We start from the raw sequence: 20,352 nt of genomic DNA, 5'->3' as shown, positions 1-20,352 counted from the left end.
ATCAATCAGTAGAAAAACCAGTAGCGCAAACCGTATCTAAACTGAATTGGGGTTGCCATGAGCTCGTCTAGTCCATATCTTCATCACCTGTTGCGGCATATCGTGCTGCCCGTACTTTGTCTTTTCCATTTTACCATAACGGTTGCCCAGCAAAAATTCACCATCAGCGGTTATGTGCGCGACACTACCAACGGGGAATCCCTTACCGGCGCCACAGTGCACATTAAAGAAAGCCCGCAGGGCATCCAGGCCAATGCATATGGGTTTTATGCTATTAGCCTGCCCGCCGGGGAATACACGCTGGTATGCACTTTCCTGGGATACCAGGAAAAAGAGCAGGTCATTCAGCTGAATGATAACCTGCAGATCAATTTTGCCATGACACCCCGTACCTACCAGGCGCAGGAAGTAGTAATTACCGATAAGCGAAAGAACCGCAATGTAGCCAGTACTGAAATGGGCCGCGTAGAAATGGCTACCGCCGACGCAAAAAAACTGCCTTCATTTATGGGCGAGGTGGATGTGCTGAAAATGCTGCAGCTCATGCCCGGCGTACAGGCAGCAGGGGAGGGCAATGCCGGCTTATATGTGCGCGGCGGCGGGCCGGATCAGAACCTGATATTGCTGGATGAAGCGCCTGTGTACAACACCGGCCACCTGTTTGGCTTCTTTTCCATTTTTAATGCAGACGCCATCCGCAATACCACGCTTATTAAAGGCGGTATGCCGGCTAATTATGGCGGACGCCTGTCGTCTGTAGTAGATGTGAACATGAAGGATGGTAATAACCAGCAGCTGCAGGGAGAAGGGGGCATTGGCCTCATCGCTTCACGGTTATCGCTGCAGGGGCCTTTGAAAAAGGATAAATCCTCCTTTATTATCTCCGGCCGCCGCACCTATATTGACTGGGTAGCCAAACCTTTCGTAAAAAAGAATAGTGACTTCAGCGGCTCCGGTTATTATTTCTATGACCTGAATGTAAAAGCCAATTACATTTTTTCAGATAAGGACCGGGTGTACCTGAGCGGTTACTTCGGGCGCGATGTGTTTAGCTTCAAGAGCGGTACCCGCACCTTTGATGCTACCATTCCCTGGGGCAACAGTACCGCCACCTTACGCTGGAACCATGTGTTCAGCAGCAAGCTGTTTTCCAATACGTCCGTTATTTACAACGATTATAAGTTCAGCTTCACCGGCTTACAGAACAATTTCGATATCCGCCTGGCCTCCGGCATCAGCGATGTTAATGGCAAGCTGGATTTCGACTACTTTGCCAGCAATAAGCACCATATTAAATTCGGCGGCAACTACATTTACCATCGTTTTACACCGTTCTCTATTTCCGGCCGGCAGGATAGTACAGCCTTTAACCCGGATAATGCTTTCCGCAAATACGCCCACGAAGCCGCCCTGTATGTACAGGATGAATGGGAAATATCACCTAAGCTGAAGCTGAATGCCGGCCTGCGTTACAGCGCTTTTATGCAGGTAGGACCCTACACCCGGTATATTAAGAACAATAACGGCGTAAAGATGGATAGCACGGTATATGAAAGCCTGCAGCAGGTACGCTCTTACGGCGGCTTTGAGCCCCGGATGATCCTGCGGTATGCCTGGAACGGGCAAAACTCCATCAAGGCATCCGTTACCCGCAACTACCAGTTCATACACCTGGTAACCAATGCAGGTACCACGCTGCCCACAGACCTGTGGGTGCCCAGTACCTATAAGGTACGGCCGCAGATCTCCTGGCAATACACCATGGGATACTACCGCAACTTTAATGATGATGGCTGGGAAACCTCTGTAGAAGCGTATTATAAGGATATGCAGCACCAGATAGAGTACCGCCAGGGATATACGCCCTCCTTAACCGACCCGGAAGAGGATTTTGTGTTTGGCAAAGGCTGGGCTTACGGGGCAGAGTTCTTTATCAATAAAACCAAAGGCCGCTTTACCGGCTGGCTGGGTTATACCCTGGCCTGGACCTGGCGCCAGTTTCCCAGCCTGAACCAGGGTAAAAAGTTCCCGGCCAAGTACGACCGCCGCCACGACCTGGTGCTGGTAGCCAATTACGAGCTTACTCCCAAATGGCACCTGTCCGGCGTGTTCATTTACGGATCCGGCAATACAACCACGTTGCCCTCACAGTTCTATATGATAGATGGCTCCCTGGTGCAGGAATACAGCAATATTAACGGTTACCGCATGCCAGCCTATCACCGCATGGACCTTTCCGCCGTGTACACGCCTAAACAAAGGCCCGATAAGCACTTCCAGAGCAGCTGGGCATTTTCCATCTATAACGTGTACAGCCGTATGAATCCGTACTTTCTGTACTTTGACCAAACCGGGGGCGTGCTGGGTAATAACCTCACCATCCGCGCAAGGCAAGTGTCTTTATTCCCAATACTACCATCTATTACGTGGAACTTTAAGTTTCAGTAGTTAGTAATTAGCTTTTAGCTATTAGCTTTTAGCTATTAGCTTTTAGCTATTAGCAAAATACAAAACAGCTAAAGGCTAAAAGCTAACAGCCAATAGCTAGTTACTGCATTCCCAATGCACCCCCTGCACTTATTTTTAATACCCGGCGGCTAAAAGCTAACTGCCAATAGCTAACAGCTAATTGCTAAAAGCTAATAGCTAATAAGTAAATTGCTTATCTTCGCAAGCATTTCATTTATTTAAATTTAACGGCTAACAGCAAGGAGCTAAGAGCTTGATATTATGATCAATATTACTTTTCCGGATGGCGCAGTCCGTCAGTATGAACCAGGAGTAACTGCATTAGACATTGCCAAGTCCATCAGTGAAGGATTGGCACGTAAAGTATTGTCAGCAAAAGTGAACGGGCAGGTGATAGACGCCACCCGTCCAATCAACACAGATGCCACCCTGCAATTACTTACCTGGACGGATACCGATGGCAAGGCAACCATGTGGCACTCCTCCGCCCACCTGATGGCAGAAGCCCTGGAAGCCCTGTACCCTGGCGTAAAGCTGGGCATAGGCCCCGCCATTGAAAATGGTTTTTATTATGATATAGACCTGGGCGGCCAGGCCATTACTGACGAGGACCTGAAGAAGATAGAGACCAAAATGGCCGAACTGGCCAAACAGAATAATGTATACGTGCGCAAGGACGTAAGCAAACCCGAAGCCCTGCAGTATTTTACCCAGAAAGGGGACGAATACAAACTGGAGCTGATCAACGACCTGCAGGATGGTACCATTACCTTCTATACCCAGGGCGGGTTTACAGACCTTTGCCGCGGACCGCACATTCCCAATACCGGTTTTATTAAAGCTATCAAGCTTACCAATATTGCCGGCGCTTACTGGCGTGGGAATGAGAAGAACAAGATGCTCACCCGCATTTACGGCATCACTTTCCCCAGCCAGAAAGAGCTGGATGAGTATCTGACCCTGGTGGAAGAAGCTAAAAAGCGCGACCACCGCAAGCTGGGTAAAGAGCTGGAGCTGTTCACCTTTTCAGAAAGGGTAGGGCTGGGCTTACCATTATGGCTGCCTAAAGGCGCTATGCTGCGCGAACGCCTGCAAAGCTTCCTGCAAAAGGCGCAGGTAGAAAGCGGTTACCTGCCGGTAATAACTCCGCACATTGGCAGCAAGAACCTCTACGTTACCTCCGGCCACTATGAGAAATATGGTAAGGATAGCTTTCAGCCTATTCATACGCCGGAAGAAGGAGAGGAGTTCCTCCTGAAACCCATGAACTGCCCGCACCATTGCGAGATCTATAAATCATCGCCCAAGTCGTACAAAGACTTGCCGGTGCGCCTGGCGGAATTTGGTACCGTGTACCGTTATGAGCAGCACGGTGAGCTGCATGGCCTTACCCGCGTACGCGGATTTACCCAGGACGATGCGCACCTGTTTTGCCGGCCGGACCAGGTAAAGGACGAGTTTATTAAGGTAATAGACCTGGTGCTGTACGTGTTCCGCAGCCTGAATTTTACAGATTATACTGCCCAGATCTCCCTGCGCGATAAGGAAGACCGCAGCAAATACATAGGTACCGATGAGAACTGGCACCTGGCAGAGCAGGCCATCATTGAATCGGCCGCTGAAAAGGGACTGAACACCGTAGTAGAATATGGCGAGGCCGCCTTTTATGGCCCCAAGCTGGATTTTATGGTAAAGGATGCCTTGGGACGTAAATGGCAGCTGGGAACCATCCAGGTGGATTACAACCTGCCGGAGCGTTTTGAGCTGGAGTATATAGGCGCCGATAACCAGAAGCACCGCCCGGTAATGATCCACCGTGCACCTTTTGGCTCCCTGGAAAGATTTGTGGCTGTGCTGATAGAACACTGTGCAGGTAAATTCCCGTTGTGGTTAACACCTACCCAGGTAAAAGTGCTGCCAATTAGTGATAAAAGCCTGATCTACGCAGAAAAAGTGGCTGAATTGTTAAAAATTGCTGAAATTCGCGCAGAGATAGACGACCGCAATGAGAAAATAGGGAAGAAGATCCGGGAAGCGGAGCTGGCCAAAGTACCTTACATGCTGGTACTGGGCGAAAAGGAAGCCACCGAGGAGATAGTAGCCGTAAGAAGGCAGGCAAAAGGCGATCTTGGAACCATGAACCTCGACCAGTTTATAGGCCTTGTGAATGATGAGGTAGTGAACCGGAAACCTTTTGAATAATTTTCGATCGAGGTATAATAATTGCTACATATTTAACCTTAAATTTGTAACACTTGTAAAACAGGCCGGTAAAAAACTGATACGCCGGCAGCTTAGGACAATTATTAATTAATTTTATTCTTTTTAATGCAATCACCCAGACCAAATTTTAACCGCGGGAGAAACCCGAACTTTCGCAGGGAACAACAGCAAGAACATCGTACCAACAGAATGATACGTGTACCGGAAGTAAGGCTAGTAGGAGAAAATGTGGAAGTTGGCGTTTATAGAACAGACGAAGCTTTACACATGGCTGAACAACAGGGACTGGACCTGGTAGAAATATCCCCAAATGCTACGCCCCCCGTATGTCGCATCATCGACTACAATAAATTCCTGTACGAGAAGAAGAAGAAGGAAAAGGAAATGAAGGCCAAGGCGCACAAAAGCGAGGTGAAAGAGATCCGCTTTACGCCTAATACGGACGATCATGACTTTGACTTTAAAGCCAAACATGCGGAGAAATTCCTGAAAGATGGCAATAAGGTAAAAACCTATGTACAGTTCAAAGGCCGCGCTATTATGTTTAAAGAGCGTGGTGAGCTGATCCTGCTGAAGTTCGCAGAACGCCTGGCAGAAGTAGGAGCGCTGGAAGGCATGCCTACCATGGAAGGTAAACGTATGATCGCCATTTTTGCACCAAAGGCAGCCAAGAAAAAAGAAAGCGGCCCCAAGGAGCCTAAAGAGCCCCGCGAGCCAAGGGAGAACAGGGAGCAGTCACCTGCACCTGCACCCCGCCCGGTAGAAAGCAAACCGGAAGGAAACAGCTAACAGGTTTATCCTCATATAATTAGCAACAGCAAACCGCTCTGATAGTTCAGAGCGGTTTTTTTATCCCCAGATATGTGCATAATTTATATAAATTATATATTTATATTATTAAATTAAATTATTATATTTGCGATTGTCATGTACTAGCGGGTTTTTCCTTTGACCTGATGACAATGAAAAACAGACTATCCAAGAGAACCTTAAGCGCCAAGATCAGGGATAAAGACAACTTGCGACCACATTGACCCCTTACTATTGAAGTTGCTAACTATTAAATTTTCCTCGTATGTTAAATCTAAGAGACTGTCACGCACTCTTATTTGTCTGTATCACAGCTACGTTGCTTTCTTCCTGTAAAGGAGTAACGAATGAAGAGTATTTTAAGACCAGCTTTTATCAGAATGAAGATAAGCTGAAGCGGTTGAATCACATGATCGATTCGCTGATAGTACCTCAACTTGACCATACTGAATATACCCGGTACATTATTGTGGATTGCGAGAAGGAGGGTGGTAAAAGCCATTCCAATAAGGTTTGCAACCCAATGATCACCGATCTTATGCGGGAGCTGAAAGTAACATCCGTGAACCTGGAAAAAGGTCCCTGTGATGCTACTGACCGTTACAGCCTGTACATCTACAAGCTGAACTCCCAGAATGAGGACAAAGACATTAACCACTATTACTATTATCACGATCTGTGTGATAATAGAACAGAGGCCAAAATGGGTAAGGATTATACGTACATTCCCTTCAGTGACCACTGGTCATTATTTGTTGGGAAGAACTAACGTAAACTCCTGTACGAAGGGAAAGGTAGTTATGATATTTAAAAGGACCGTTCCGCAAAAAGTGCGGAGCGGTTCTTTATGTTGTTAGTGATATATCCTATGAAACCGAGCATGAAACGATGGTTTATTTTAGCAGGCATTATATTAATGCTGATCGATGCCTGTGTGAGCGTGGGGGTGAAGAAACCAAAGCCAAAGCCCAAACCAACAAAGATCAGCGTACGGTACTACCAGGTAGCAGGTGATTCCATGTTGCGGCACGATAGCTGTTTGTCTGAATTGAATAGATTGGCGGTGAAAAGTATTTGATGTTTTTCGGTAAGGCACATAATCCAAACACACCATTGTCATCCACATCAGCGAAACGGCTTATGATGCGCTGGTAGCTGGTTATAAGACCTTACTTAATCAGATCAACCCACTGATCATATTAGAGAATCATATGGATCGGATCCTATCCCATATTGTAAACATTGCAGTATTAATCCTCATAGACTTTATTGTTTACAGAAGTGAAGCCAAGAACCTTATTCAGCAATATCGTAATACAGCGAAGTTAATCCGGACAGGAGTTTGCGTAAAAGGGCTTGTCACAGGATTTGTAAATAAAGAGGACCTTGATCAACATCCACAATATGCTTCGATTGTTGAATTTATTGATAAAAATGGGGACAACCGCCAGGTAACTTCAGACCTCTATGAGTATAAAGAACCAAGAATTAACTCTTTAGTTGACGTCTATTATGATAAAGAAGACCCAGCGGAGATACTGATTGACTCCGGATCAATACTCTTATTTAGATTTTTCTTGCTTGCACTGTTTGTTGCTATCTGGTTAATTATAAATATAGGTATGCTCTATGAGATGTTTAATTAAGTTACTAACCCCAACAGGGAATTTATGAGGATAATAACTTTTCAATTTTTAGCACTGGCATTTATTTTTAGTTCCTGCTCCCCAAAAGAACCAGGAAGAAAAAATGAAACAGATCCTGCAATTGACAGTATTCAATCTAAAGTAGATGATAGCATTGTTAAAGAACATAGTAATTCCTTGGGGGACAACTTTGACAATAGCTACCATGAAAAAGAAATAAAGTGTGCCAAATACCCGATTAATGATACATTACAGGTGACGTTTTTTGAAGATACTATTCAAAATATAAGCTGTGCACTATATCTTAAAAGCGAGCTTGATATTGTTGACCTTACCCGTCAACCACAAAACTATCCGGATGTAATCAATTATTTGAATAACCAGCAAGCCGCTCTTTTAATAAATGGCACTAATATTAGGCTGAATGCAAAAATAGCAGACGCTAAAATTATGCTTCCTGCTACGTTAATCACCTTTAATTCGTCGGATAAGAATTATTTATTAATTGAAATGAATCTTATCTCTTCTATGGGAGGGGATTATTGGTACAACCTGTTACTGGAACTAAGTGCTGACGGAAAAGTTGCTCATCAGGATGGCATTGAAACAACAGGGCACCTTTCTTATGAAGAGCTTAAAACACATATTTTATAAGGCATTTACTAATAAATGGAGGGGTAGATAAATTATGCTTAAACTGATTGCTCTGATAATTGAAACCGGGATCATCGTAGGAATTGCTTACCCTATTTCAGGCATCTTTAATTTCCTTTTCAGAAAGCAAAGCGTGCAGCTCTTACCTAAAGGCCATAACAGAACATTCGCTCTTTTTATATGGCTTATACTGGTAATCCTGAAACTTAATTCATTTTACTTGTATGAAGGAGGGATCGAATACCGGCGGATACCACTTAGTTACCCATATGAGATCCGGGAAACTGAAAGCGGTACCTATCTGTTAAAGAATGGAGGTGAAATTGGTTTAGCTGCAATAGACGAATGTGATATTGCTGCTTTTTCCCTGCAGAAAGACAAGATGATTTTTCAATGCGCCTCACCGGGAAAGGTAAAGGTATTCTCATTTGAGCATGAAAGTCTTACCGAAACGCCGGTTACAGAAGGTATTACCTGGACAACCTTTGGGAAAGAATATTCTATATATCACTATCTCAGGATGGATTTGATGACAATTTTAGTTTTGGCAATACTATATGTATGTCTGATTTTTTATTTCGATCGGCCTCGTAAGAATATGCAAGCATACCACATGGATCACTGAAAGCATTAGAACTAAAAATGGTTCAGCCTGCCAAACATTACTTTTAATTTTTATCTTTTTAACAACCAACAAAATATTTACCTTTGCACACAATAAATATTAACTATTCCTAAATTGTAATTTTAACATTATCTCCCTATATTGCCGTTTATGACAAAGAGAAAAGACTTCGTGTATTCAACCGCAAGCGAGCCGCACCGTATAAGAACCAAGGAAATTCTCAAACAACATCCCGATATCCGTAAACTCATTGGGAAAAATCCGTTGACCATCTTTGCAATTATTGGTTTAGTTAGCTTTCAGGTTGTAGGGGCATGGCTGCTCAGAGATCAGTCATGGTGGCTGGTTTTCGGTGCAGCATACCTGCTGGGTGCCTTTGCAGATCATGCATTGTTTGTAATGATCCATGAATGTGCACACCGCCTGCTGTTCAAGAAACCGGAGGCTAACCGCCTGGCCGGTATCCTGGCAAACATTCCCCAGGTAGTGCCCAGCTCTGTGTCTTTTGAGCGTTATCATATTAAACATCACTCTTTCCAGGGTATCCATGAGCTGGATGCCGACCTGCCTAACCGCTGGGAAGCCAGGTTGATCAATAACTATTTTGTTGGTAAAGTGCTCTGGTTGCTGTTTTATCCTCTGTTCCAGGTGTTCCGTATTTCCAGGCTGAAGGAAATTAAACCTTTTGATGGCTGGATAGCGCTGAACTGGATCGTGCAGATCGTTTTTGTGGCAGCAGTATCCTATTTCTGGGGTCCTAAAGCCATCAGCTTCCTGGTACTGAGCTTCTTCTTCTCCGTAGGCCTGCACCCCCTGGGCGCCCGCTGGATCCAGGAGCACTACCTTACCCATGGCGAGCAGGAAACCTACAGCTACTATGGCGTATTGAATACCGTAGCGTTTAACGTGGGTTACCATAACGAGCATCACGATTTTCCTTCCATTCCCTGGAATAAGCTGCCGCAGATCCGTAAGAACGCTTCCGGCTTTTATAACTCTTTGTATTACCACACTTCCTGGACAAAGCTGTTCTTCCGTTTCCTGTTTGACCAGGAGATCTCTTTGTTCTCCAGAGTAGTAAGAAAAGACCGTGGTAAAGTGCAGCTGACAGACGAATCCAAACCGGATATGGACCTGGTGAAAGAGAAATTCTCTGTGGAGGTTAAGTAATTAATAATACTACAATAGCTTTAATACCTTTTTGGCCCTGGATGTAAATCCGGGGCTATTTTTTTGTGCCAGCTGGTCTTCCAGTACCAGACGCAGCTCCTGTTTAATATCCGGGTATTCTTTGGCAAGATGGGCCAGCACGGTCATGGAAAAAGCCCTTACTGCAACGGTTTCTTCCGGATCGGCCAGAAAGTTAAAACAGTGGTTCATAACCGGGCCATGCAGCTCAGGAGGGATGGGCAGGAATTGCAATACCCTTATTACATTTCGTTTAACCGCTACCGGTATACCCGCATCCTCCATGCGTTGTACCATGGCCGGCAAATGTGGCGCTATTAATTCCGGATGTTCCTGCGCTACATAGCTGATGATCCAGGCCGCCCTTTGCACCACGCGGTACTCATCATGCAGGAACAGGCCTATCAATTGATCCACCCGCGAAGCGTTGCCTCCGATCCAGTCTGTAAGATGGATGATATGATCACGGCTGTTGTCCTTTAAGATCTCAGTGCGCAGATACATGTGCCTATACTATTTACATTTTAATAAAAGTTAATATATTTGCTCCGGTTTTTAATCACACAAGCGTACAATTTATTTATTAAAAATTCCCTTAACCCATGAAAAAAATCATGTTGTTGGCCCTGATCTGTATGGCCAGCCTTAGCTCATTTTCACAAAGTTTCCGTAATGGTCTTGGCGTAAGCGTTTTTTCAGGCAAGCCCGATGGCCTGGATAGCAAGGTAATGGGCGCTATCACCTGGTCGCCGTACCTGAGTTTTATGGAAAAGGATAACCTGTCCTTATCTGTGGGCCTGCCTTTAAGTATGGGACTTTCCGGTACCTACAATTCCAGGGTAGATAAAAGTGAGAACACCCTCAGCTTTATGTTCAATGCTCCTTTGATGCTGAATTTTAACATGGGCGCCGGCTCATCCCGCAAAAACAGGGACCGCTTCGGCTGGTTTGTGGGCGCTGGTTTTGGTTATCATTACCAAACCGGCCTCGATGAGATTGAGATCGATGAGAATGGCGATTATCACACCATTGGTGGCGAGAAAAGCACGGTGGGTCCTGTAGCCAATGCCGGCGTTCGCATAGGTGTAGGCAGCAGCAGCCGTCATAATATTGAGATCAAGGCTTCTTATATGAAAGGTGTTAGCGGCAGCAAAGCCAGTATAATTGGCGTAGGCTGTTTCTTTAACTTTTAATACTGTACATAATAAGAACGGGGCTGATCAAACTATGTTGATCAGCCCCGTTCCATTCCAGGAAAGCCCGGATCGCAGCAAGCAATCCATTACTCCATCTGCACATCAGCTACGCTGCTTTTTTCTCTACGGGCGTTACTCTCAGCTCCAGTACCCGGTTTTGCCGGATCACTTTTATGTGCTGGAACTGCCCGATCTTTTCCCGTCCCAGTTGCCGGAACAGGGCATCGGCGGTTTCTACTTCCTTGTTGTTGAAGGCAATGATAATATCACCATCCTGCAAACCTGCCCTGGCAGCAGGGCTTTTACCTTCCACACCCGTTACGAACAGCGCTGTTTTATTACGCAGTTGCAGGCCGGTGCGTAGCTTGGGCACCAGCGTTATCTGCTGCAACAACACACCCAGGTAACCCTTCACCACTTTACCATATTGCATTAATTCCGCCGCTATCATCTTGGCAGAGTTAATGCTGATGGCAAAACAAAGCCCTTGTGCACCCTGTATCGTAGCGGTGTTCACACCCACTACCTCGCCCTTGTAATTAATGAGCGGGCCGCCGGAGTTACCCGGGTTTAGCGCAGCATCCGTTTGCACCAGGTCGTCCATGGTACGGCCATTACCACTGTGTAAAGAGCGGCCTAATGCGCTCACCACCCCGGCGGTAACCGTATGCTGAAAGCCCAGCGGGTTGCCAATGGCAATTACCAGCTGGCCTATCTGCAAAGCGGCGGCGTCGCCCAGCTGCGCTACCTGGAAGTCAAAGGCAGATGTTTTAAGGATAGCAATATCCGCATCTGTATCTTCTCCTGAAAGAATAGCCGGGTATACGCTGCCATCATGCAGCATTACATTGAAATAACGGCCCTGGTGTACTACATGGGAATTGGTGAATAGATAACCGTCGGAAGAAAAGAAGAACCCTGAGCCGGTCCCGGTTACTTTCCTGTTGGCATCCAGCCGTTCTATTTTAACAACTGATCTGCCTGCGGCTTCCACCGCATTATGGATGATCTCAGAATACGCATCCATAGCACCTCCTTTTTTTATTAAGGATGGCTACGCACAAAACAAGCCAGGGTGTTTAGGGCAGACAAAACGGCAGGGGTTGGATGAAACAGGAGATAAGATGTCCGGAGTGCTGCGTTATTTCATCCTATAAACAAATTCCTCCAATAAAACTTGTTCCCTGTTTAAGCCTTTTTTACTTCTTTTGTAGCTTCCACCAACACCAAAACCATTGCTCCGGAAAGAATTTCGCATTATACTCATCTCACTGCTCGTCAGCTTCCTGTTAACGGTGGCCAAATTCACTGCGTACTTTCTCACTCATTCCGTAGCTATCCTGTCTGATGCGCTGGAATCTATCATCAATGTTGTGGCGGGCGCTTTTGCCTGTTACAGCATTTACCTGACCGGCAAACCGCGGGATGCAAACCACCCATATGGGCATGGTAAAGTGGAGTTTTTTTCCATAGGAGCGGAGGGCGCTATGATCTTTATAGCCGGCTGCCTCATTCTTTTCAAAGCAGTACAATACTTTATTGGTACTTACCAGCTGGAGGATGTGACCCGTGGTATCTGGCTCATTGGCGCCACTACATTAGTAAACCTGCTGCTGGGCCAATACCTGGTAAGGGAGGGGCGTAAGCTGCCTTCCATTACCATTACAGGCAACGGGCAGCATATAATGACGGATGTATACAGCAGTCTGGGGCTGGTGGTCGCCCTCATAGTTATTCATTACACCGGCTGGACCTGGCTGGATCCCGTAGTGTCTGTAGCCATGGGTATCCTGATACTGCGCAAAGGCTATCAATTGCTACGCCGCTCTATATCAGGCCTGATGGATGAAACCGATATGCAGGTGATAGATCAGGTCATTAACATCCTGAACCAGCACCGCCGGCCAACCTGGATAGATGTACATAATATGCGCGTGCAGCAATACGGCAATAATTATCATATTGATTGCCATATTACCTTACCTTATTACCTGGAGCTAAGCCAGGCGCATGATGAGCTAAAAGCGGTGGAAAAGCTGGTGAACCAGGGATTCGCTAATAGTGAAGTAGAGTTCTTTATCCATGCAGATCCCTGCCTGCCGGTGTGCTGCCACTATTGCCAGCTGATGGAATGCCCTGTACGTAAAGAAAAATTCAGTGGTAAGATCACCTGGACCCGAGAGAATGTATTACCGAACCGGAAACACGGGTGAGATTTAATTACGAATCATTCTTCACCTTCCTCATCTCCATCTCCATGCCCCATAATAGCACGGATAGGCTTCACGGCCTGGTAAATACCGCGGTCGTATTTATTACCTAAAATAATAATGGTGGTGCTATCCTGTACCAGCCGGCAGAACACGGTATTATTACCATGCCACCAGCCGTTATGGTATACAATTTTACTGCTGTCGGGGTTTATCATTAAACGCCAGCCCAAACCGTAATTGCGCACGCCTGGTTTCTCATTGCTGTAAGGGGTAAAGGCCTGCTGCAGGGTTTCCGGTTTAAAGAAGCCCGAGTACAAAGCCTGGTCCCATTTCAGCATATCCTGGGCGGTGCTGTACACGCCTTTATCGCCAAAAACACCGTCTAGGTAAGTATCCGGTTCAGGGCGCAGGTTGTATTTATGACTGGTGGTTTGGTGCGGCCGCTTTGTACTGGTAGGGTCAAAAACAAATGTGTTCGTCATGCCCAGCGGTTCAAAAAAGGTATGCCGCATAAAGTCCGGGTACTTTTGCCCGCTGACCCTTTCAATAATAGAAGCCAGCAGCGCAAAATTGGTATTGCAATACTGGAAGTGGGTATTGGGCTGATGTTGTACCGGTGGTTTGTGCTGCTCCATCATACGCAGCAGCTCCGCGTTGGTAAGAAAAATATCCTGGTTCTGCCACAGGCTGTCGCTGAAGTATAAGTAGTTGGGCAGGCCGCTACGATGGTTCAGCAGCATGCGAATGGTAATGCCCATGTAAGGGAAGGTGGGAAAATAGCGCTGCAGCGTATCTTCCAGGTTCAGCTGCCCGCGTTCCATTAACCACAAAATACCCATGCCCGTAAAGGTTTTGGATACTGATGCCAGCTGGAAGGAGGAGCTTTCGCCGATCAGCATTTTGCTCTGGTAATCTTCAATACCATGGTATTGTTCAAAGATCACTACGCCTTTTTTAGCCACCAGCATGGCGCCGTTAAAACCTGTTCTTAATAATTTATGGGAAAAGAAGTCAGAAAGTTCTGCCTGTTGTCTTTTGGTAGTAGGGGAGTTGAGAACGGCTGCTTTTTCCGCAGCAGTTTCTTCAAGATCATATACCGCTTCTCCTGCTGTGTTGAGGGACTTTTTTTCTCGCGCCGCGTTGCTCTGGCATCCGGAAATGTATAATGCAATACCGGATATGGTCAAAATATAAACAAAAACTTTCAATCGCTTCATTGAACAATGACAACTAATAGACTATAAAATATAAAAGAAAGCCCGGTGCTTTCCCTCTTTTTAGCAATAATGGTGAATAATATTCTAAAAACGAAGCAAACTACAGCATATTTTTTGACAATATCAAATTTGCCGGAACCCCTGTTTGATTTCTGCCAGACTTCTGTTAGGTTTGCACCTTGTTTTAGCCCTAAACCACAATTATTAAGCCAATTGCGAATACACAACGTACGCATTAATAATACTATATATATGGAGCAGAAGTTGACAAGCTATCCAAAAGAAAAGATCAATATCCTCTTGCTGGAGAACATCAGTGATGCTGCTGTAGCAGAGTTTACGCACGCGGGCTATGCAAATACCCGCCGGCTGTCGGGGGCATTGGGCGAGGAACAATTGATCAGCGAGATTAAGGATGTGCATTTACTGGGTATCCGGTCCAAAACGCAGATCACCGCTAAGGTGCTGGCCGCGGCTAAAAAGCTGCAGGCCATTGGCTGCTTTTGTATTGGCACCAACCAGGTAGATCTGAAGAATGCAAAAGAGCACGGCATTGCGGTATTTAATGCGCCCTATTCAAATACCCGTTCGGTGGCCGAGCTGGTAATAGGGTTGTCTATAATGCTGATACGCCGTATTCCTGATAAGAATAAAGCTGCACATGAAGGCGTTTGGAAAAAAGAAGCTGCCGGCAGCTATGAGCTCAGGGGTAAAACGCTGGGCATTGTAGGGTATGGGAACATTGGCAGCCAGGTAAGCGTGCTGGCTGAATCTATGGGCATGAACGTAATGTATTATGATGTGGAAACCAAGCTGCCGCTGGGAAATGCTGTACAGCAGAAAACCTTGAAGGACCTGTTTTCCCAGGCAGATATTATCTCCCTGCACGTACCTTCTACCAGGACCACCAGCAATATGATCAATGCAGAAACGCTGAAAGACGTAAAGAAAGGCGCCATTTTCATTAACTACGCCCGTGGCGAGGTAGTGGACCTGGATGCCTTGAAAGATGCGCTGGTAAGCGGGCAGCTTTCCGGCGCAGCCATTGACGTATTTCCCGTAGAACCGGAAAAGAACGGCGCAGCCTTTAGCACACCGCTGCAAAACCTGCCTAATGTGATTTTAACACCGCATATTGGCGGCAGCACAGAAGAAGCGCAGCACAACATCGGGCTGGATGTGAGCAGCAAAATGCTGAACTACCTGGAGAAGGGCGCCAGCTTCGGCTCTCATACCGTGCCTGCTATCAGCATACCGGCGGTGGAAAACACGCACCGCATCCTGCACATTCACCAGAATGTGCCGGGCGTGCTGTCTGAGATCAATACTGCGTTATCCGCAAAGAAGATCAACATCCTGGGCCAGTACCTGAAAACAAACGAGCAGATAGGTTATGTGGTGCTGGACGTAGATACACAATTATCGCAGGAAGCTTTTGCCGCGCTGAAAGAAGTAAAACATACCATCAAAACGCGGTTATTATATTAATATAATCAGCAAACATCACTCAAAAAAAGAAGGAGCTCATTACGAGCTCCTTTCTTTTTTATGTCTGCATCTGAGAGTTTACTTAACCACGTTCACCAGGCCATTCAGTATTACCGGCGGCTCTTTCAGGTCTTTGGTATAGGTTACCCACCAAATGTAGGTGCCTACGTTGGCCTGATGCGATGTATTGTTCATAGAGCCATCCCAGCCTTTCCTGGGGTCTGCATCGCTATACACCAGCTGTCCCCAGCGGTTGTAAATGCGCAGCAGGTAGCCGTACATCATACCGCGTTGTGTTACCGGTCTGAAACGGTCGTTAATACCATCACCGTTAGGGGAGAAGGCATTGGCAAATACCGGTTTGGGATCGCAAACGGTGAAGTTCACGTTTATTTCGTCGGAGGCCTGTCCGCAGTCGTTGGCTACGGTTACGGAATAGGTACCGGATTGTGTAACGGTAAGGGTAGGCTCCGTAGAACCGGTTGACCAGCGGTAGGTCATTACGCCACCGTAGCTGGTACCGTCATTATCTGCCCGCAGGCGGATGGCTTCCCCGTTACAAAGGCTGGTATCATTACCCAGGGCTATTTTCGGAATACCATCGCAGCTAACAGTGATCACCTGTTGAGCGGTAGCGGTATTGCCGCATTCGTCTGTAGCCGTCCAGGTGCGGGTTATCTCGTAGCTGCCGCAGGCGCCCGGGATATTAACCGGTTTCTGTGTTTGTGTACGGCTGATCTTTACACTGCCGCAGTTATCAGTAGCGGTTATGTTGGTAGCCGGCGCGGGTACGTTATCACAATCCACCAGCGCATCTGCAGGCGGCATTACGCTAAATACCGGGCGGGTGGTATCCTGTACGGTAATGGTCTGCGAAACGGTATTACTGTTGCCGCACACATCCTGCGCCAGCCAGGTACGTACTATCTGGTAACCGCAGCTTTTGCCGGGTATAGCTATACGTGTATCCGTTGCCGTTGCAGTGATGCTTGCGCCGGTGCAATATTCGGTAGCGGTCATTACAACCGGTGCAGGTATGGAGCCACATTCTACCAGCGTATCATTAGGCGCTGCAGTGGTAAATGCAGGCGGTGTTAATTCTTTTACCGTGATGGTTTGCACTGCGCTTACACTGTTACCGCAAGGGTCAGTAGCCGTCCAGGTGCGCAGGATCTTATAATTGCTGGCACATGCGCCGGCAATGGCCTGCCGTACATCGGTAGCTGTTACGGTGATCAGGCCTGCGCAGTTATCCAGCGCATCCATGGTAATAGCTACGGGTATGGCGTCACAATTCACCGTTACATCAGCCGGTTTAGGCGTAGTAAATACCGGTGCTGTTTTATCTACAACATTAATGGTTTGTGCTGCTGTGCCGGTGAGGCCGCAGGCATCTGTAGCCGTCCAGGTACGGGTAAGCTTCTGCGTACAGCCGTTCATGATAGTCTGATCGGTAGAAGTTACATTCAGTGCAATAGTGGTATAAGGTGCATGGCTGAACTGCGGTGTGCCGAACAGGGTAGTGTAGTCCTTACCTGCTTCACATTCCACCGTTATGGAATCCGGCACAAAAGTGGCCACAGGCGCTATGCTTACTACGGTTACTATTACAGCTGCGCAACCTGAGTTACCGCATGCGCCGGCGCTTTCCGCACGCACATAGTAGGTAGTGGTTTTGGTTACTGTTGTTGTAAGCGTAAGCCCGGTGCCCAGCGGTGAGCCGGTACCACAGCCATCTGCATACCATACCCAGTTAGCGCCAGTTCCCAGGCTGCCATCCTGTACGGTTAAGGTTACATTATCACCCGCACATACTTCAGGTTTATCTGCAACTACAGTAGTAGGTGCTATTGAAGATGAGGTAACGGTGAGGGAGAACGGTATATCTGTAGCGCAACCCGCACCATCATGTTTAACAGTTAAGTTAAAATCATAAGTGCCGGTAGCCGTAGCAGCAGGGTAGGCGGCCAGCAGCGGAGAAGCCACGAAGGCTGAATCCGTGATGGTTATAAACCCGGGCATTGCATTGGTGGCGGCTGCCGTTACATCATACTTGGTTGGATTATCTGTAGGCGCAGTATAAGGAATGGTAAATGCAGGCTCACTGCTACAGGTATTGGGCACTACACCCAGCGTAACATTAGGCGCATTCTTTTTGCTCAGTATCACGGTATCCGGTTTGCCGGGGCAAACAGCGTTGGATACGGTCCAGGTGAGCATGGCATCCTGTATACCGGTTACAGTAATAATAGTATTCTCTGAATTCAGGTTACCAACAGAGGCGGTGCCTTGTTTTACATCCCAGGTACCAATAGCGCCTGCCGGCGGTGTATTGGCGGCCATGGTAAAGGCATCTGCCGTACCGCACTGGGTTTGGTCAGGGCCTGCCAGGCTGGTAATGGGTATGGCCACGTTCATCAGCACAATAGTATCTGTACTGGTACAACCGGTGTTCAGCGTTTTTTGTACAGACCATACCAGCGTTACTGACTGACCGCTTGCAAGGCCGGTTACAGTTGTCAGCGGGTTTGCAATGTTGCCAATAACAGCGCCGTTGGCAGCGCCTTCAATGGTCCACTTGCCGGTTTCGTCTGCACCCAGGGTGCCGGCCATTGTAAAGTTACCATCGTTACACTGGTACATTGTATCTGTAGCACCGGCATAAGCGGTTGGCATATCCAATACCGTTATGTCCTTATACGTTTTTATTACGCACATGCCGTTAGTTACGGTTACGCCGTAAGTATTAAGCCCCACGGTGCCGGGCGTATCTTTAATATCTGTAACAGCGGTTTCGCCGTTGGGGGTCCAGGCTATATCATACAGGGAAAGGGCAGGGTCTATGCTCAGATCTACCTCTGTGCCAAAGCATACATTGTCGGGGCCTGTAATGCTGTCCACCACCGGGCGGTCATCTACAATTACCACGGCCTGGCCGGTACGCTGGCAGGTACGGCCTGCTCCATAACTTTTATAACCGGTTACAGTGTATACACTGGTTACATCCGGCGCTACCTTCACTTCTTCTGAAGTGGTATCTACCGGCGAATCCCATATATAGGAATCAAAGCCACCGGTGGCTACCAGGGTAGCGGTATCGCCGTTACAAATTTCATTATCAGGCACTACTACCTTCGGGTTGGGCAGCAGCGTTACCTTAATGGGCATGGAGGGTGCAGCGCAACTTTCCGTATTGCCATCCTCATATATATTTAACCGGAAGAACAGGTGTGTGGTGGATACCGGGTCGCCTTCCAGTAACAATGCACCTTCTACAAAGTGCAGTATGTCTGTACCGGTGCCGCTGATACCATCGCCATCCCCGTTAATGGTGGTCCATAAAATGCTGTCTTTACTGTATTCCCAGAAATAATGCGGTATAGTAAAATAACCGGCTGGTGTATACTGGGAGGTAAGGTTGGTGGGAGAGCCGGCACACATGGTGTACTCGCCGCCCAGCTGGTCGGTTTGCCCGTCAAAGAAAGAGTAGATATATGGTGTGCAATAGGAAAAGCTGATATCATCAACCGCTAGGTTGTTACCACAACCGCCGGGCGCATTATTACGGATCTGTACAATTACATCCGTAAGGCCGGGCAGTGTTTTAAAGCTGAAAGCATATTCCTGCCAGCCAAAATTATTAACCGCGGCCTGCAGGGGAATAGAAATATCGTTGGTGTTAAAAGTAGCAACAACCGCATTGGTGGCGGCATTTAATACTTCAAAGGTTACACCGGGGTTTTTATAAGCAGCGCCGCAGCCTGTTTCAAAAAAAGTACGGGTATCCAGGTTCTTAAACCAGGCGCCCAAGCGGTATACCGCACCTTTACAAAGACCGCTCACTGTTCTGCGGAACAGCAGGTTCTTAGTTGCATCTGCATTTACCAGCAGCATGCCGCCATTGGTATTGCGGGTATGGTCGTTGGTGGTTATCCAGTCAGTGCTTTGACCGGTGGTATTGGCCGCTATTACATACTCCTCAGGCCCCAGGGGACCTGTGGTGTTAGCAGTGTATTGTATGCTGCCGCGTAGGGGATCCAGTGGAATTGGGATGGCGGTAGAGCCGAAATCTTCTACAAAACCGGCCATTGGGGTGGTGGTGTTGGCGCCTTTACACACCGGCATGCTACAATCCTTTACAGTTATAAAACTGTTGGCGCTGTAAGGGCCACTTGGAGTATTCATTGTAGCAGAAGCGGTGTAAACGCCGGGCTTTATGAATTCAATGGTCAAAGACCCACGACCCGCCACAGTGGTATTGAGCGTGCCATACAATACTTTAAAGTCCACTCCAACCACACCAGGGGTGATGGTCCACCTGGTATCTGTAACCGTTTCACCGGTTACATCTGCGGTAATGGTGGCATAGCGTTCGGCGTTGGTACCGGCCGTTGTACACACGTTCGCAGGTGCGTTTACAAAAGCTTGTCCAAAAACAGTTTCACCACTCACAAAAGCCATGATCATGCATAGGAAGGCTGATAATCTAATCACTGGTTCGAAGTATTACAAAAAAAATAGGATTCCAATCAGAGAGCGGCTTTTTACCTCTTGAATATTATTGACATTTTAGTGTCCCCCGTAATTTGCATCGCTAACTGTTGTGGTAGAGATATTTCATTT

At 47.2% G+C, this 20,352-nt stretch carries 16 protein-coding genes; 12 read left to right on the top strand and 4 right to left on the bottom strand.

Annotated elements, in window-relative coordinates:
* Positions 1–57 precede the first annotated feature (57 nt).
* The 9 genes from BMZ54_RS13075 to BMZ54_RS13030 all read left to right on the top strand — a co-directional run bounded on the left by BMZ54_RS13075 (position 58) and on the right by BMZ54_RS13030 (position 9,597).
* Positions 58–2,448, top strand: coding sequence for a TonB-dependent receptor (locus BMZ54_RS13075; RefSeq protein WP_089911723.1), 2,391 nt, complete (start codon positions 58–60; stop codon positions 2,446–2,448).
* A 282-nt stretch (positions 2,449–2,730) separates the two neighbouring features.
* On the top strand, positions 2,731–4,671 hold the full coding sequence (thrS, locus tag BMZ54_RS13070) for a threonine--tRNA ligase (RefSeq protein WP_089911720.1): 1,941 nt from the start codon (positions 2,731–2,733) through the stop codon (positions 4,669–4,671).
* Positions 4,672–4,797: 126 nt separating this feature from the next.
* Positions 4,798–5,481: a translation initiation factor IF-3 gene (infC, locus tag BMZ54_RS13065; RefSeq protein ID WP_089911718.1), complete on the top strand. Its 684-nt coding sequence runs from the start codon at positions 4,798–4,800 to the stop codon at positions 5,479–5,481.
* A gap of 286 nt (positions 5,482–5,767) precedes the next feature.
* A complete protein-coding gene (locus tag BMZ54_RS32755; protein ID WP_143080995.1) occupies positions 5,768–6,271 on the top strand; it encodes a hypothetical protein in 504 nt (167 codons plus the stop codon).
* Positions 6,272–6,382: 111 nt separating this feature from the next.
* Positions 6,383–6,580 carry a hypothetical protein gene (locus BMZ54_RS13050; RefSeq protein WP_143080994.1) on the top strand — a complete coding sequence of 66 codons (198 nt, stop codon included), beginning with the start codon at positions 6,383–6,385 and terminating at the stop codon, positions 6,578–6,580.
* 133 nt (positions 6,581–6,713) lie between these two features.
* A complete protein-coding gene (locus BMZ54_RS13045) occupies positions 6,714–7,148 on the top strand; it encodes a DUF3592 domain-containing protein (protein WP_089911707.1) in 435 nt (144 codons plus the stop codon).
* Between the two features lie 24 nt (positions 7,149–7,172).
* A complete protein-coding gene (locus BMZ54_RS13040; protein ID WP_089911704.1) occupies positions 7,173–7,802 on the top strand; it encodes a hypothetical protein in 630 nt (209 codons plus the stop codon).
* 34 nt (positions 7,803–7,836) lie between these two features.
* Complete coding sequence (locus BMZ54_RS13035) at positions 7,837–8,427, top strand: hypothetical protein (protein ID WP_089911702.1); 591 nt, start codon at positions 7,837–7,839, stop codon at positions 8,425–8,427.
* A 150-nt stretch (positions 8,428–8,577) separates the two neighbouring features.
* Positions 8,578–9,597 (top strand): fatty acid desaturase, encoded by a 1,020-nt coding sequence (locus BMZ54_RS13030; RefSeq protein ID WP_089911699.1) that lies wholly within the window; start codon positions 8,578–8,580, stop codon positions 9,595–9,597.
* Positions 9,598–9,606: 9 nt separating this feature from the next.
* On the opposite strand, the gene BMZ54_RS13025 is transcribed toward BMZ54_RS13030, so the two are convergent.
* Positions 9,607–10,119: a hypothetical protein gene (locus tag BMZ54_RS13025; protein WP_089911696.1), complete on the bottom strand. Its 513-nt coding sequence runs from the start codon at positions 10,117–10,119 to the stop codon at positions 9,607–9,609.
* 98 nt (positions 10,120–10,217) lie between these two features.
* On the opposite strand from BMZ54_RS13025, the gene BMZ54_RS13020 reads away from it, so the two are divergent.
* The gene (locus BMZ54_RS13020; protein WP_089911693.1) at positions 10,218–10,808 is read left to right on the top strand and encodes an outer membrane beta-barrel protein; all 591 of its coding nucleotides are present in this window, start codon (positions 10,218–10,220) and stop codon (positions 10,806–10,808) included.
* A gap of 109 nt (positions 10,809–10,917) precedes the next feature.
* Here BMZ54_RS13020 and BMZ54_RS13015 read toward each other — a convergent pair whose 3' ends face one another.
* Positions 10,918–11,838 carry a S1C family serine protease gene (locus tag BMZ54_RS13015; protein ID WP_089911690.1) on the bottom strand — a complete coding sequence of 307 codons (921 nt, stop codon included), beginning with the start codon at positions 11,836–11,838 and terminating at the stop codon, positions 10,918–10,920.
* A gap of 208 nt (positions 11,839–12,046) precedes the next feature.
* Here BMZ54_RS13015 and BMZ54_RS13010 point away from each other — a divergent pair, with 208 nt between their 5' ends.
* Positions 12,047–13,024 carry a cation diffusion facilitator family transporter gene (locus BMZ54_RS13010; protein ID WP_089911686.1) on the top strand — a complete coding sequence of 326 codons (978 nt, stop codon included), beginning with the start codon at positions 12,047–12,049 and terminating at the stop codon, positions 13,022–13,024.
* 14 nt (positions 13,025–13,038) lie between these two features.
* Here the strand turns inward: BMZ54_RS13010 and BMZ54_RS13005 are convergent, their stop codons facing one another.
* Complete coding sequence (locus BMZ54_RS13005) at positions 13,039–14,241, bottom strand: serine hydrolase domain-containing protein (protein ID WP_089911684.1); 1,203 nt, start codon at positions 14,239–14,241, stop codon at positions 13,039–13,041.
* 252 nt (positions 14,242–14,493) lie between these two features.
* On the opposite strand from BMZ54_RS13005, the gene serA reads away from it, so the two are divergent.
* Positions 14,494–15,729, top strand: a complete 1,236-nt coding sequence (gene serA, locus BMZ54_RS12995; protein ID WP_089911677.1) for a phosphoglycerate dehydrogenase — start codon at positions 14,494–14,496, stop codon at positions 15,727–15,729.
* Between the two features lie 78 nt (positions 15,730–15,807).
* On the opposite strand, the gene BMZ54_RS12990 is transcribed toward serA, so the two are convergent.
* Positions 15,808–20,223, bottom strand: coding sequence for a T9SS type B sorting domain-containing protein (locus BMZ54_RS12990; RefSeq protein WP_143080993.1), 4,416 nt, complete (start codon positions 20,221–20,223; stop codon positions 15,808–15,810).
* Positions 20,224–20,352 lie beyond the last annotated feature (129 nt).

Origin of the sequence: Chitinophaga rupis (genome assembly GCF_900109685.1) — a bacterium.
GTDB lineage: Bacteria > Bacteroidota > Bacteroidia > Chitinophagales > Chitinophagaceae > Chitinophaga > Chitinophaga rupis.
Note: the sequence above shows the minus strand (reverse complement) of the source record. Positions and strands in the feature narration are given on the sequence as shown.

Excerpts from the sequence above, each read along its gene's own strand:
- BMZ54_RS13075 (WP_089911723.1), top strand. The coding sequence starts at position 58 with ATGAGCTCGTCTAGTCCATATCTTCATCACCTGTTGCGGCATATCGTG.
- thrS (WP_089911720.1), top strand. The coding sequence starts at position 2,731 with ATGATCAATATTACTTTTCCGGATGGCGCAGTCCGTCAGTATGAACCA.
- infC (WP_089911718.1), top strand. The coding sequence starts at position 4,798 with ATGCAATCACCCAGACCAAATTTTAACCGCGGGAGAAACCCGAACTTT.
- BMZ54_RS32755 (WP_143080995.1), top strand. The coding sequence starts at position 5,768 with ATGTTAAATCTAAGAGACTGTCACGCACTCTTATTTGTCTGTATCACA.
- BMZ54_RS13050 (WP_143080994.1), top strand. The coding sequence starts at position 6,383 with ATGAAACGATGGTTTATTTTAGCAGGCATTATATTAATGCTGATCGAT.
- BMZ54_RS13045 (WP_089911707.1), top strand. The coding sequence starts at position 6,714 with ATGGATCGGATCCTATCCCATATTGTAAACATTGCAGTATTAATCCTC.
- BMZ54_RS13040 (WP_089911704.1), top strand. The coding sequence starts at position 7,173 with ATGAGGATAATAACTTTTCAATTTTTAGCACTGGCATTTATTTTTAGT.
- BMZ54_RS13035 (WP_089911702.1), top strand. The coding sequence starts at position 7,837 with ATGCTTAAACTGATTGCTCTGATAATTGAAACCGGGATCATCGTAGGA.
- BMZ54_RS13030 (WP_089911699.1), top strand. The coding sequence starts at position 8,578 with ATGACAAAGAGAAAAGACTTCGTGTATTCAACCGCAAGCGAGCCGCAC.
- BMZ54_RS13025 (WP_089911696.1), bottom strand. The coding sequence starts at position 10,119 with ATGTATCTGCGCACTGAGATCTTAAAGGACAACAGCCGTGATCATATC.
- BMZ54_RS13020 (WP_089911693.1), top strand. The coding sequence starts at position 10,218 with ATGAAAAAAATCATGTTGTTGGCCCTGATCTGTATGGCCAGCCTTAGC.
- BMZ54_RS13015 (WP_089911690.1), bottom strand. The coding sequence starts at position 11,838 with ATGGATGCGTATTCTGAGATCATCCATAATGCGGTGGAAGCCGCAGGC.
- BMZ54_RS13005 (WP_089911684.1), bottom strand. The coding sequence starts at position 14,241 with ATGAAGCGATTGAAAGTTTTTGTTTATATTTTGACCATATCCGGTATT.
- serA (WP_089911677.1), top strand. The coding sequence starts at position 14,494 with ATGGAGCAGAAGTTGACAAGCTATCCAAAAGAAAAGATCAATATCCTC.